The sequence below is a fragment of the Mesorhizobium sp. Root102 genome, from assembly GCF_001425625.1.
Lineage (GTDB): Bacteria > Pseudomonadota > Alphaproteobacteria > Rhizobiales > Rhizobiaceae > Mesorhizobium.
On sequence record NZ_LMCP01000039.1, the window covers coordinates 11,112 to 23,597 of the forward strand.

Here is a 12,486-nt window from a genome sequence, read left to right on the forward strand (position 1 = left end):
CACCGAAGTCAAGCTCAATGGCGAAGACCTTCTGATCATGAAGGAATCCGACATCATGGGCATCATCGGCTGATTATCGGCCTCACCGTCAACTGAATTTTCGGGCTTGATCCCAAGTCCCTGCCAGGAGCTAAAACATGGCTGCCAAAGAAGTAAAATTCTCCCGCGACGCCCGTGAGCGCATGCTGCGCGGCGTCAACATCCTCGCCGACGCGGTGAAGGTCACGCTCGGCCCCAAGGGCCGCAACGTCGTCATCGACAAGTCGTTCGGTGCTCCGCGCATCACCAAGGACGGCGTCACCGTCGCCAAGGAAATCGAGCTTGAGGACAAGTTCGAGAACATGGGCGCGCAGATGGTCCGCGAAGTTGCTTCGAAGACCAACGACAATCGAGCTTGAGGACAAGTTCGAGAACATGGGCGCGCAGATGGTCCGCGAAGTTGCTTCGAAGACCAACGACATCGCCGGCGACGGCACCACGACCGCGACCGTTCTGGCGCAGTCGATCGTCCAGGAAGGCCACAAGGCGGTTGCCGCCGGCATGAACCCGATGGACCTGAAGCGCGGCATCGACCTCGCCGTCACCGAAGTCGTCGCGGCGCTCGGCAAGGCCGCCAAGAAGATCAAGACCTCCGAGGAAGTCGCCCAGGTCGGCACGATCTCGGCCAATGGCGACGAGTCGGTCGGCGCCATGATCGCGGAAGCGATGCAGAAGGTCGGCAACGAAGGCGTCATCACCGTCGAGGAAGCCAAGACCGCCGAGACCGAACTCGAAGTCGTCGAAGGCATGCAGTTCGACCGCGGCTACCTGTCGCCCTACTTCGTCACCAACGCCGACAAGATGGTTGCCGATCTCGAGGACGCCTACATCCTGCTCCACGAGAAGAAGCTCTCCAACCTGCAGGCCATGCTGCCGGTCCTCGAGGCCGTCGTGCAGACCTCCAAGCCGCTGCTCATCATCTCGGAAGACGTCGAAGGCGAGGCCCTGGCCACGCTGGTCGTCAACAAGCTGCGTGGCGGCCTGAAGATCGCCGCCGTCAAGGCGCCGGGCTTCGGTGATCGCCGTAAGGCCATGCTGGAAGACATCGCCATCCTCACCGGTGGCCAGGTCATCTCGGAAGACCTCGGCATCAAGCTCGAGAACGTCGGCCTCAACATGCTCGGNAAGGCCATGCTGGAAGACATCGCCATCCTCACCGGTGGCCAGGTCATCTCGGAAGACCTCGGCATCAAGCTCGAGAACGTCGGCCTCAACATGCTCGGCCGCGCCAAGAAGGTGTCGATCTCCAAGGAGAACACCACCATCGTCGATGGCGCCGGCAAGAAGGCCGAGATCCAGGGCCGCGTTGCCCAGATCAAGCAGCAGATCGAAGAGACCACTTCGGACTACGACAAGGAGAAGCTGCAGGAACGCCTGGCCAAGCTTGCGGGCGGCGTTGCGGTGATCCGCGTCGGCGGTGCGACCGAGATCGAAGTCAAGGAAAAGAAGGACCGCGTCGATGACGCGCTGAACGCGACCCGCGCGGCCGTCGAAGAAGGCATCGTCCCCGGCGGCGGCGTCGCGCTTTTGCGCGCCTCGCTGGCCATCAAGGCCGTCGGCGCCAATTCCGACCAGGTCGCTGGCATCGCCATCGTGCGTCGCGCCCTGCAGGCTCCGGCCCGCCAGATCGCGGCCAACGCCGGTGCGGAAGCCTCGATCGTCGCCGGCAAGATCCTCGACAACAAGGACGCGACCTTCGGCTACAACGCCCAGACCGGCGAATATGGCGACATGATCGCCATGGGTATCGTCGATCCGGTGAAGGTCGTTCGCACGGCTCTCCAGGACGCGGCCTCGGTCGCCGGCCTGCTGGTCACCACCGAAGCCATGATCGCCGAGGCTCCGAAGAAGGAGTCGGCTGGCGGCGGCATGCCGGGTGGTATGCCCGGCGGCGGCATGGGCGGTATGGGTGGCATGGGCTTCTAAGGTCCACGCATCTCAAATCTCGAAAGGGCGGCAGCAATGCCGCCCTTTTCCTTGGGGCGAAGCTTGGTCCGAAAAACGACAGCGCGAACCAACGAGCAGGGCTTTACCTTCGCGGAGATCGAGACCGGCATCTCTGCCATCCACGGCGAACTCGCCCAGGCGACCTGAAACAGGACTGACGCGTGCCCGGCGTGCAAACGCCAATCTTAGCCACGCCAACTGGCGGATATCGGCCAGCCGAGCCCGCCACCGACACTCGACGATATAGTGCCAGGCGTCGAGCTCGAACGCGGCGTCGATCTGCTCGCCCCCGCCATTTCGACAGAAGGCACGCAGGACGCGCGGGCGAGCGTCGCCCTTCTGTTCTCGGCGGCGTTGTTGAACCTCGGCGCCTGAGAGCTTCTGATCGTTCGCGCTCGCGCAGCCCGCTCGCGCAAATTTCATGTGGGCTTCATAAATCCGTTGCGACGGTTTCGTACCTTCAGGAGACGGCTTGCTTTGAGGCCGCCCCTGGAAAAGGATGGAAAAATGTCCAAGCTCCCCGGCAAGACCGAAACGATCGAAAACGTCGAATCCCCTGCCTTCGACCCGTCCGCGGCTACCGAGCAAGTTCGCGCTGTTGTTGACCAGGGCCTTGAGCAGTCGAAGCAGGCATTTTCCAAATTGAGTTCGGACGCCGAAACGACACAAAGGGCTTTTGAGTCGACCTTTGAAACGGCCACGACCACCGGCAACGAGGTGTCCCTGAAGATGATTGCCGCTCTGCGAGCCAATACCGAAGCCGGCTTCACGCACCTTGAAGCACTGGTTGCCGTGAAGTCGCCGTCCGAGTTCATCGAACTGCAGACCGCATTCCTGCGCAAACAGATCGAAAAGTCCACCGAGCAGGCCAAGGGTTTCCAGGTCGTCATGATGAGGGCTAGCGAGGACATGTCCAAGCCGATCAAGGATGCCTTTGAGAAGGCTTTGAAGGAATGCAGGGCCGCCTGATTGCTTGAGGCAACCGAGACCGAAGGTCAGCACCTCGTCTATTGGGGGCCTGATGCCTATCCGATTGCATTGGCTGGTCGCCAGCAAGAACGCCGCCGTCGCTCGGGGCAGTGGTCACCCCTTCTCCCGAAAAGAAATCAATTGTAGACCCGACATCCGGCCGCTGGAGACGGAGAGCGGTTACTCTGGGCCGCTGCCGCCGGCGCTATTGCCGCGGTCAAGCGTGGGTTTGTCGCCATCCGCAAGCCAAGCGCACAGGAGCACGCCGCGCTCGGCGTAGCGGCCTGATCGGCAGCGATCATCGTCACCGCAACTTCTCGAGCGATATGACGGCAAGATCAGTTTTCCCCACGAGGTCCCTCAACGGCGCGCAATCCGGATAGTGCTGCATCAGTATGGACTGTGCGAGGCGGAGGTTCTCGATGTGTTGTTCGCCAGCTTTTGACGTTCCGCCGGTGGAATTCTCTCCGTAGTAGAGGTCGAAAAACACCGCATCGGGCATGGCCGCCCGATCGTGTTCGCATTGAACCCAATCATCAACGATCCACCACCGCTCATCGCCGAGCCGCAAGCGCAACTTGACGCAGCTGGTACCTCGATGGCACCGGGAATGGCGACCAGCGCGAGCACCAGGCAGAGCGGTCCTTCGGCTTCCACGCCGCCCTCGCGGTGATGCCAATGCCAGAGATACGAATAAGGAAAGACGAGATAGGGCAGTGAAGCTGACGCTTCAACGATATGAGATACACCACCGCCTCAGACTGTTAGAACAGACAACCGCCGCATTCCGGCGCGCGAATGATTGGAAAACAGAATGTGGAATTCCCTTTGAGGGTCACCACCCATCGTCGGTTTCGGCCGCTATCGAAGACAGCAAACACATCGAGGGGCGATCTGAGGTCTGGTTATGACGATTTTGAGACGCCTTCGCCCATGCCCAAGCAAAGTCAAAACTCGGGCAAGAGATGTTGACAGGACGCGTCCTTATCGCTCAATTTGATCGGAAACTGACTGGACAGACGATCTCTTGCGAGCGCATAGGTTCCTGAAGCGAGACAAGAAGGGGAGAACCGACAATCCTCTTCGCACCAACATCGCGCGTCTTCTTCGTGAGGAGCGTCGTAGTCGCGGAATCCGCCATCAAGATATGGCCAAGCTGTTGCATGCAGCGCCCGGCGAAGGACTGGCTTATCGCACTTATATTCGGACCGTCGAACGCAGAAACAACATCACCCTTACAACTCTTGAACACATGGCCCAGGCGCTCGGCCTATCGATCGCCGATTTTCTTGCCGGGCAGGCGGACATCGAAACTTGGGCGCATCGTCTTGATGCGAACTCCATCCTCGCCCGATTGGGCCAGATCATCAACAACCAACGCAAGCAACGTGATCTTTTCTGCTATCAGATGGCAGAACTCCTTGGCGTGTCGGAAGCCACGTTCACAAAGCTGCAGCGCGGAACAGGTAACGTCAGCGTCGATACAATCGCTGCTGTGGCGAACGTGCTAGGCAGGAATCCTGCGACCTTCCTCTTTTGCAACGATGACTGTAAACCGGCTCGAATGTACTCAGGGTGATACTGAACCCCGGCTGGGGACACGTTTCGTCACAGATCTTTTTCTGACGAGACTTAAAACGCTGCGTTAGTCGTCAAATTCCAGTTCGCCCGCTATACCTTGCTGATATTGCCGGTACGGTGGCCCTGTTCGATTTCGTAGTTGATCTTCTGACCGTCGACGAGCGTCGACATGCCGGCGCGTTCCACGGCTGAGATGTGCACGAACACGTCCCTGTCCGCCGGTATCAGGTTGAATGAACCCAAAGCCCTTGGTAGCTTCGACCCACTTGGAACAGGACTTGCGGAAAACTGCCCTGCCCTTGTGCCTTGTCGGTCCGACTGCGCAAGGACTCTTTCCGGTCGGCGAAACCAACGATCGACAAGGCCGCATTGGCTTTGAGCTAGACGCAAAGCGACAAGCTACGGGATTGGCGATCCTCATCCCGTCATCCTCGCCGTCGCGCCGTTCGCCTTGAGCGCCGCCATCAGCATCGGCCCGACTGAGAACTGCCCTGCCGTCGCCTTTTCGGTCAGTACCCGCAGATAGCCGCCGGCCGAGTTGATGTGCTGCGCCCTTTGCAGGATGCAGGCAATCACGATCGCCGCGACCTCCTGGCCCATCACATGGCAAGCCTCCTCATACGCTGACGGCGAAACGCCCAGATATCCCCGCACCTGGGCGGCGGTTATCATGAGATCGCGCCAATTGCCGATGCCGTCGACGGCATAATCGGCAATTTCGGGGCAGGCCTTCAGCACCATCCCCAGCGGGTATATTTTCGGCGCCTCTGCCGTCCTCGTCCTGGGCTCAGCCGTCGCCCCGCTTTTCTCTAAAGCAGGTTCAAATTCAAAAATAGAGTCGGTATTTGAATCAGATTGCTGCCGCTCGTTTTGAGAGTCATTGCCGCTCGGATTCGTGGATTTCATATGGATTTCCAGCAGCTTATCCACATCATCCCGCAAGGCGGCCAGATCGGCAACGATGGGCTCGAGCTCGGCAATGCAAGCTCGGCGCGGAATTGCCTCCACGACGCCACGGAAACGCTTCCACAGGCCTCCCCAGTCGCCCGGGACATCTTCGTCAAGGGCCGCCTCTATCAGCTTGTGGATGTCACGGCGGTGCAAGGTGATCCGCTCGCGCATAAGCCTGAGCGCCCGGCTGTCGGCACGAACACGCTCGGCCGCCGCCTCGAATTCGTAAGCACGGGCCAGCAACGGCGCTAGGGAGAAGCCGAATGCTTCCTCGATCTCCCCTCCCCGGCTCTTGCGGGCGTAGCGCTTCCCGTTCGGGCTATCCCGACGGACGATCAGCCCGCAGTCAACAAGAGCCGCCAGGTGCCGCCTGACGGTGGGCTCGGGCATTCCGTGCGCCCTGAGCGACAACTGTGCGTTCGAGGGAAAGACGATGAGGTCGTTCTCCTCACTCAATTCGCTGTCAGGATAGAATGATAGCAACGCATTCAGGACGGCCAGCGCACGATCGCCGATGCCGACGATGCTCTTGCCCTCGCAGAGGTTGCGGTAGATCTGCCACTTGTCGACGGCCCTCCCCTTGGGGATTTCGCGTGAATCGTTTTGCGCTGCCAGCATGGCAAGCGACATCGGCCGCCGCCCAAAGGGCGTCGTTGCAATACCCGTCTCCATTTCTTCCTTCACCTTCAATTAGGCAAAAGAAATTCGCCCGCCGAGCCGACGCTTAAAACGCTTGACACTGATTCGCGGAAATGAGATTCTCGAATTGTCTAGAGACGAGAAGGGCTTCCGCTACGGTGACGTTCGGGGGCCTTTTTCTTTTGCGGTTTACTCCTGCTTCGGTTTCCTGTTTGCCTGCCAGTCGGCATAGAGGTCGTCCAGCCGTTCTGTCAGATATGCGCCGAAGCCCTCATCGGCTTCGGCAGTCTTGAGAGAGAGCGTATATGCCCTCCCGGTGTCCCTGATCTTTGCCGCGACCTTGCCGCCGTTCGGTCTCCACTCCCTGATTGTCTGTTCTTGCTGCGGCTTCTTCGAAACCTCAGCCAAAACTATCATGAAGCGTTCGTCCGAGCCCAAGGCCTCGAATTCGGGTCTGTGGGTGGCATTTCTTGCGGCTTCCAGCGCTTTGGAATCAGTGATCTTTTCGGCAATATCCATCCACCTACGGCGGCCCATAGAGGGTGCGGCACCGATGGCTTTGACCAGGCTGCCCGGAATGCCCCTGGCGACGGACAACAGTTTCGACAGTTCCGTCTTGTCAGTGCTTAACGCCTGCATGATCAGATCGCGGCCGAACCCGTGTGTTTCGAGGCTTAAGGCGAAGACCGCTCTCTCGATGTAAGAGAGATCCTTTCTCGCAGTGTTTTCGATGCCTTGTGCGACGACGAGTTCATTGTCCGATAATGGCCTGACAACCGCCCTTACCTTCCGCCTCAGGAGCCGGACAGCGCGAAGCCTCCTATGGCCATAGGCAACCTGATATCGTCCTTCGAGATCGGGGTGCTGCCTGACGAGGATGGGCACTTCCTGGCCGTTTTCCTCGATCGACCTCACAATATCGTCCGTAGCGCTTACCTCGCCGTCGAGGCGATCACGCACGAATGAGCCGTCAATGAGTTCGGGATCGAGTTCGACAACCCTCTCGCCGGACTTCAAGGCTTCTCGAAGTTCTCTGGCTTCCTGGTCCATGCGGTCGAGGGCAAGTCCCATCGTCCTTACGGGCCCCGCCAGAACACGACCGCCATCCGTCTCTTTGGAAAAGTTGGCCGCGGCCAACTCTCGCGTCGTATCGGCAAATATTCCGTTTAGAACGTCTCGCCTGCTCATGGCCGCCCCCATGCCTTTTCGATGCCGGCGAGGATTTCCCCGTTGACTGCATCAAGGGATTCGATTGCCCTGTCGAATGTCGAGCGGCGGACTTGTCCTCGTTCGATTTCATAGAGTGTCTGTTTCGTAAGCCCGGCATCGGCGATCGCCGTCGATTTCAGGACTGTCGCCGCCAAAACCTCGTCCCCGAAGAGACTTCTCAGCAGGGCAACGATCTGGGCTTGCGGACCATCGTGCGGCTCATGGCGCGTTATGACATACCGAATGAAATCGTGGTTCAGATCGCCGCCTGCATTCCGGACGACCGACAGAAGGTCGGAAGTCATGAGCAGAAACTGCGACATTGACGCCACGTCGACCATCTGAGGATGGACGGTGATCAGAAGCGATGTCGCTGCGCAAACCGCACCAAGTGTCAGGTATCCGAGTTGCGGCGGGCAATCGACCACAACAACGTCATAATTGGCTTCGACTTCGGCCAGGGCCATGCCGACACGCCGAAAGAAGATTTCGCTATTGCTTGTTTTCCGCTGCTCCATCAGCGCAGTCGGGGTTTCGTGCTCGAACTCCATCAGTTCCAAATTTCCGGGAACGAGGTCGAGGCCAGCGAAGTACGTTTTTCTGATTATTTCCTTCAGCGGCCGCCGTTTCTCGTCGTAACGGATCGCACCATAGAGGGTATCGCCTTCCGCAAGATCAAACTCCGGCTGAACACCGAGCATCGACGACAACGAAGCCTGCGGGTCGAGATCAACCGCGAGAACGCGATATCCCTGCAGGGCAAGATACTGTGCGAGGTAGATGGATGTCGTTGTCTTTGCACTGCCGCCCTTGAAGTTGGCGACGGCAATCGTCTGGAGCTTGTCGCCTCTCTGCCGCCACGGAAGGTAAGTGAGGGCATCCTTCGGCTTGATAGAAGCCATGTACTGACGCAACTCATGAATTTGGGCGAGTGAGTACGAACGTCGCCCCGTCTGGGACACCTCGGGCGAAGGGCCTTTGCCATCTATTGAAAGCTGCCGTAGATAGCCGTCTGATACTCCGACGAGCTGAGCGGCCTCGCCGGAGGTGAAAGTCTTCAACAGCTTCTGGGAGGACGGTGGGAATAGGCGCTCTCGCAATAACTGCAGCTGCATAGACAGCTGGCGCGCATGATGAGCAATCCGCGCGTCGGAAGAAATGGCCGTCGATACGTTTTGAGTCTGCAACATCGATTTCCCCTTTCGATGCGCTTTTTAGCGGCGAATTGCTAAAAAACCGTATCGAAGATTGCACGATTCGGTAACCATGCCAAGAACACTTATGATTCAACGGTTTCCGGCGAGCCACGGTCAAAAGTTGGCCGCGGCCAACTGCTTCTTTCGTGCGAATCGTTTGGCGCCAATAGTGCCTGCTGTCGCGGTCGAACTGCAAAGTTGGCCGCGGCCAACTCTCCGTTCTAACTTCACGTGAAACGAAACCCCGACTCAAACTGCTGGAGCCGGCACCGCTGCACTCTCTGCACGAATCCAGCCTCCCACAAGTTTGCTCCAGTGTGCTGGTCGCCGCCTGCGCTGGGCCACTATCCGGGGCGATCGAGCCACCACTGCAGCGCAGTCACCAGCCAGCCGGCGAGCAGCACGAAAACGTCTGTGTCGTCTTGATGCGGCCTTATCGACGGACGGGGCAGTATTTCGCCCTCGGGTGCCTTGGGATCGCGCCGGCTCGGGCTCTTGCTCGACCAGCTGTTCGACGCGGAGAGCGGCAATCACGCTGCGACGACGGCCGCCAGACGCGAAATCCGTCAGCAAAACGGCACGGTCGCGGACGTCGAGATGAGCCAGATCAAACGGCGGCGCGAGTGAGCGGGTCCGTTTTATAGAAGAGCCCACATAGAAGCGCTTGATAGGCACCAGCGGGTGCCAAGATGTAGACCGCCCATCCCCGTTCTGCAGAACGGTGCAAGCTAATGACAGAGCTGCTCGATTGGATTGTTAAGAGCCCGTCTAGCGGCCAAATATAGTTCCGGTTCCCTGAGCCGTCGCGGTCGGCGTCGGATTCGAGTCGAGATAGATCGAAGGTCGCCGTTCGGCTATTTCGAGCGCGAACGAGGTCTTGCCAACCTGGCGTGGTCCAAGCAGCGCGACGGCGGGCATGCTGTCCAAATGCGCCGCTCGATCTGTGAGCCCGCGTGCCGCCGTCGTTTCCGTTGGCGCAGCCAGTCGTGCCGGCCAAGCGGTGGCTCATTCGTCGCCTGCGAGACCGTCGAACGCCTCGATCAGCGCATCGACGATCGCCTGGCCGAGCGCCTGTGCTGCCTCGGCGATCTGGGCTTCGTTTCCCTTGCGGGCCGCGGTGGCGAGTTCCGAACCCTGATCCGTCAGGATCGCATTGGACCTGTCGATCGCCCATTGCGCAAAATCGTCCCGGCTGTCGATGATCCTGGTTTCCATGGATGCCCGCTCCCGCGTTTAGGTTTTGTTTAGCCTATTTGGGCTACGTCGAAGGTGCGCGATGGGTATTGCGTTCGCGCCAAAACACTCCTCGCTGCTTGCCGCATCAGGCTCGTTGGGCAATCCGTTGCGCCTGACGTAGATTTCGCTGCTGACTCGCGATATCGGCCGATATGGGACCTATTTCCGTCGTTGAGACTGATCATGCCAGGCCCTTGACGGAAAAGAACTCATTTTCGATTCAAAGGGGGAAGGGGAGGGCTTTCTCTATCTCCTACAGCCACATCTCCTACAGCCCACTCGCCTTGGTGAGGTTGACGCGGAACCTGTCTCTGCGGCGCTGATAGCGGCGGGTCATCTCCGCCGAGGCATGCCCAAGCTGCTTTTGCACGTAGCGCTCATCGACCTCGGCCGAGGAGGCGAGGCCCGCGCGCAGCGAGTGCCCGGAAAATTTCATCTCCCGCTCGCCCTCCGAGAGATCACCGCGCACTCCGGCCGCCAGGGCGGTGCGCTTTACCAGCCGCGCCACTTCCTGGTCGTTGAGCCGCTCGACACCAACCGCCTTGCCGTGCCCCGTGACACGCCGAAACAATGGGCCATGCGGGATGCGGGCAAATTTCAGCCAGGTCTCGAGCGCGACAACCGGGCAGGTGGCATCGGAGGAGCCGCGGCCGATTTCGACCTCGCGCCAGCCGGTCTTGCCCCTCAGCGTCACCAGCACGCCCTTGTCCGGAAAAAACTCGACCCAGCCGCGACCGTCCTCGGTTTGATCGCGGCCAAGATCGAGGCCGACGATTTCGGAGCGGCGCAAGCCGGGCGAAGCCCAAAAGCAGCATGGCGTGGTCGCGCAGACCGCGCAGTGTGCCGCGGTCGAGTGTTTCCAGCATGGTGATGAGATTGTCGCGCAGGATGGCTTCCTTTGATGGGAGGAGAGGCGTGTTTGTTACGGATGCCCGCGAGCACCGTGGCGATATGCCGGTCCTTTCGGTCGAACGGTCGACTGCGTTGCGTGCCAAGTCAGCGACGACAGGCAGCAGTCGATGGTCGACGCCGACTTGTGTCCCTTGCCGATCCAGAGTCCTGGGCCGTGATGTAGAGGCCGACGATTTTTGGGTCTGGCGTCAGCGGATCAAGCGACTGTCGCCGGCACCAGGCGCAAAAATGCTTCCAGTCGGTGGAGAGCGCCCAGCGTCCTGGTCCATCTACGACCGCTTGCGACCTCGAAATATTGCCGGCATTGTGGTCCCAAGTTTCGCGCCGAGCGCCGAGATGGAGGATCGTAACCTGGTCCTTTGGGACTGGGGTCCGGGTCTGCCGCACAAGGTAAGGTAACCGTATTCGACCCAAGCGGCCGGTTGCCGAAGGACCAGCTATCCTGGCAATAACGCACTTCTCGGCATCCGAAGGGCAGGGGAGGGGCGTGCCCGGCCTATAGTCCGCTCGCCTTGGTGAGATTGACACGGAAGCGATCGCGTCTGCGCTGATAGCGGCGAGTCATTTCAGCCGAGGCATGGCCGAGCTGCTTTTGCACATAGCGCTCATCGACTTCGGCCGAGGAGGCGAGGCCAGCGCGTAGCGAATGTCCGGCAAAGAGCTTTGCTCGTTCGCCTTCCGACAGATCGCCGCGCACGCCGGCCGCCAGCGCAGTGCGCTTGACCAGGCGCGCGACCTCCTGGTCGTTGAGCCGATCGGCGCCGACCGCCTTGCCCTGGCCGGTGACGCGCCTGAAGAGGGGACCGTGCGCGACACGGGCGAGCTTGAGCCAGGTCTGCACCGCGACAACCGGGCAGGTGGCATCGGACGAGCCGCGCCCGACTTCGACCTCCCGCCAGCCGGTCTTGCCGCGAAGGGAAACGAGCATGCCCTTGTCGAGGATCTCGATCCAGCCGCGGCCGTCCTCGGTCTGGTCGCGGCCGACATCCAAAGCCACGATCTCGGAGCGCCGCAGGCCGCCGGCGAAACCCAAGAGCAGCATGGCGCGGTCGCGCAGGCCGCGTAGCGTGCCGCGGTCGAGCGTCTCCAGCATGGAGATCAGATCTTCCGGCAACACCGCCTCCTTCTGCCGGGGTGGGGAGGCGTGCTTGTTGCGAATGCCGGCCATGACGGTCGCGATATGGCGGTCCTTCCTGTCGAGCGGCTGGCCGCGCTGCGCATAGTTCCACGTCAGCGAGGAAAGCCGGCGCTCGATCGTCGACACCGAGTTCGGCTTCTTGTCGCCGGTCGCCGTGCCAGAGGCGCACGCGGTGATGTAGAGCCCGACCACCCGGGGATCCGGCGGGAACGTTTCGACGCCCTGGCGCCGGCACCAACTCGCAAAATGCTTCCAATCAGCCGCATAGGCGCGGCGCGTATTGGCGGAACTCGCCGCCTCGACATAGTCGCGGGCGCGATCGGCCAGCGCGTCGAGATGCGCCGGCAGGCGGGGATTGGCGACGGCCGGAACAGGGGAGTGGGCTTCGGCCGGCGGTTCCTCCGGCATACGACCCATCTCCATGACGACGTCGACGATATCAGGCAGGGCGTCGGCGATCGGCGTGTCGTGCCCGGCCGAGGCCATCGGCGCGATTTGGTCGACACCTGACGCCGTTTCCTGTGGTCGAGCGGAGCGATGCCGAGTACGATTTTCGGGCTTCTGCCCGCTGAAAATGGCTGTCGTTCGCGTTTGGTCAACGGACGGCAAGTTATTGGTCTGGCGCGAATCAGCTTCGGAGTTCATTGGCGGATTCTAGCCGAATCACCG

The 12,486-nt window shown here is 60.5% G+C and carries 10 protein-coding genes and 6 pseudogenes; 7 read left to right on the top strand and 9 right to left on the bottom strand.

The window, feature by feature from the left end; genetic code table 11:
* From ASD12_RS35535 to groEL (ASD12_RS35545), 3 pseudogenes are all read left to right on the top strand, one after another.
* Positions 1-73 (top strand): annotated as a pseudogene (locus ASD12_RS35535) (co-chaperone GroES); the annotation flags it as partial.
* Positions 74-137: 64 nt separating this feature from the next.
* A pseudogene (groEL, locus tag ASD12_RS35540) lies at positions 138-1,163 on the top strand (chaperonin GroEL); the annotation flags it as partial.
* A gap of 1 nt (position 1,164) precedes the next feature.
* Positions 1,165-1,965 (top strand): annotated as a pseudogene (gene groEL / locus ASD12_RS35545) (chaperonin GroEL); the annotation flags it as partial.
* Between the two features lie 12 nt (positions 1,966-1,977).
* On the opposite strand, the gene ASD12_RS34405 reads toward groEL (ASD12_RS35545), so the two are convergent.
* Entirely contained in the window at positions 1,978-2,409 is a 432-nt protein-coding gene (locus tag ASD12_RS34405; RefSeq protein ID WP_156398647.1) for a hypothetical protein, read from the bottom strand.
* 84 nt (positions 2,410-2,493) lie between these two features.
* Between ASD12_RS34405 and ASD12_RS24485 the strand changes: the two genes are divergently transcribed.
* Entirely contained in the window at positions 2,494-2,955 is a 462-nt protein-coding gene (locus tag ASD12_RS24485; protein ID WP_056592415.1) for a phasin, read from the top strand.
* Positions 2,956-3,259: 304 nt separating this feature from the next.
* Here ASD12_RS24485 and ASD12_RS24490 read toward each other — a convergent pair whose 3' ends face one another.
* Positions 3,260-3,526 (bottom strand): DUF5623 domain-containing protein, encoded by a 267-nt coding sequence (locus ASD12_RS24490; RefSeq protein WP_056592418.1) that lies wholly within the window; start codon positions 3,524-3,526, stop codon positions 3,260-3,262.
* Between the two features lie 576 nt (positions 3,527-4,102).
* Here ASD12_RS24490 and ASD12_RS24495 point away from each other — a divergent pair.
* Positions 4,103-4,534: a helix-turn-helix transcriptional regulator gene (locus tag ASD12_RS24495; RefSeq protein ID WP_244482963.1), complete on the top strand. Its 432-nt coding sequence runs from the start codon at positions 4,103-4,105 to the stop codon at positions 4,532-4,534.
* Positions 4,535-4,626: 92 nt separating this feature from the next.
* Here ASD12_RS24495 and ASD12_RS35550 read toward each other — a convergent pair.
* The 4 genes and pseudogenes from ASD12_RS35550 to repA form a co-directional block, all read right to left on the bottom strand.
* Positions 4,627-4,771 (bottom strand): annotated as a pseudogene (locus ASD12_RS35550) (cold shock domain-containing protein).
* A 182-nt stretch (positions 4,772-4,953) separates the two neighbouring features.
* Positions 4,954-6,159 carry a plasmid replication protein RepC gene (repC, locus tag ASD12_RS24500; RefSeq protein ID WP_056592421.1) on the bottom strand — a complete coding sequence of 402 codons (1,206 nt, stop codon included), beginning with the start codon at positions 6,157-6,159 and terminating at the stop codon, positions 4,954-4,956.
* Between the two features lie 156 nt (positions 6,160-6,315).
* Complete coding sequence (repB, locus tag ASD12_RS24505; protein ID WP_056592436.1) at positions 6,316-7,314, bottom strand: plasmid partitioning protein RepB; 999 nt, start codon at positions 7,312-7,314, stop codon at positions 6,316-6,318.
* A complete protein-coding gene (gene repA, locus ASD12_RS24510) occupies positions 7,311-8,525 on the bottom strand; it encodes a plasmid partitioning protein RepA (protein ID WP_056592424.1) in 1,215 nt (404 codons plus the stop codon). The genes repB and repA overlap by 4 nt, the downstream gene beginning before the upstream one ends.
* A 501-nt stretch (positions 8,526-9,026) precedes the next feature.
* On the opposite strand from repA, the gene ASD12_RS35895 reads away from it, so the two are divergent.
* Complete coding sequence (locus ASD12_RS35895) at positions 9,027-9,158, top strand: hypothetical protein (RefSeq protein ID WP_348271734.1); 132 nt, start codon at positions 9,027-9,029, stop codon at positions 9,156-9,158.
* A gap of 378 nt (positions 9,159-9,536) precedes the next feature.
* Here ASD12_RS35895 and ASD12_RS24515 read toward each other — a convergent pair whose 3' ends face one another.
* Both ASD12_RS24515 and ASD12_RS24520 read right to left on the bottom strand, forming a co-directional pair.
* Positions 9,537-9,746, bottom strand: coding sequence for a hypothetical protein (locus ASD12_RS24515; protein ID WP_056592427.1), 210 nt, complete (start codon positions 9,744-9,746; stop codon positions 9,537-9,539).
* 289 nt (positions 9,747-10,035) lie between these two features.
* Positions 10,036-10,937 (bottom strand): annotated as a pseudogene (locus ASD12_RS24520) (site-specific integrase); the annotation flags it as partial.
* Here ASD12_RS24520 and ASD12_RS35560 point away from each other — a divergent pair.
* Positions 10,923-11,131: pseudogene (locus tag ASD12_RS35560) on the top strand (hypothetical protein); the annotation flags it as partial. The pseudogenes ASD12_RS24520 and ASD12_RS35560 sit on opposite strands and share 15 nt — an antisense overlap.
* A 44-nt stretch (positions 11,132-11,175) precedes the next feature.
* Here ASD12_RS35560 and ASD12_RS24525 read toward each other — a convergent pair.
* Complete coding sequence (locus tag ASD12_RS24525; protein ID WP_056592430.1) at positions 11,176-12,303, bottom strand: site-specific integrase; 1,128 nt, start codon at positions 12,301-12,303, stop codon at positions 11,176-11,178.
* Positions 12,304-12,486 lie beyond the last annotated feature (183 nt).

Excerpts from the sequence above, each read along its gene's own strand:
- ASD12_RS34405 (WP_156398647.1), bottom strand. The coding sequence starts at position 2,409 with ATGAAATTTGCGCGAGCGGGCTGCGCGAGCGCGAACGATCAGAAGCTC.
- ASD12_RS24485 (WP_056592415.1), top strand. The coding sequence starts at position 2,494 with ATGTCCAAGCTCCCCGGCAAGACCGAAACGATCGAAAACGTCGAATCC.
- ASD12_RS24495 (WP_244482963.1), top strand. The coding sequence starts at position 4,103 with ATGGCCAAGCTGTTGCATGCAGCGCCCGGCGAAGGACTGGCTTATCGC.
- repC (WP_056592421.1), bottom strand. The coding sequence starts at position 6,159 with ATGGAGACGGGTATTGCAACGACGCCCTTTGGGCGGCGGCCGATGTCG.
- repB (WP_056592436.1), bottom strand. The coding sequence starts at position 7,314 with ATGAGCAGGCGAGACGTTCTAAACGGAATATTTGCCGATACGACGCGA.
- repA (WP_056592424.1), bottom strand. The coding sequence starts at position 8,525 with ATGTTGCAGACTCAAAACGTATCGACGGCCATTTCTTCCGACGCGCGG.
- ASD12_RS24515 (WP_056592427.1), bottom strand. The coding sequence starts at position 9,746 with ATGGAAACCAGGATCATCGACAGCCGGGACGATTTTGCGCAATGGGCG.
- ASD12_RS24525 (WP_056592430.1), bottom strand. The coding sequence starts at position 12,303 with ATGGCCTCGGCCGGGCACGACACGCCGATCGCCGACGCCCTGCCTGAT.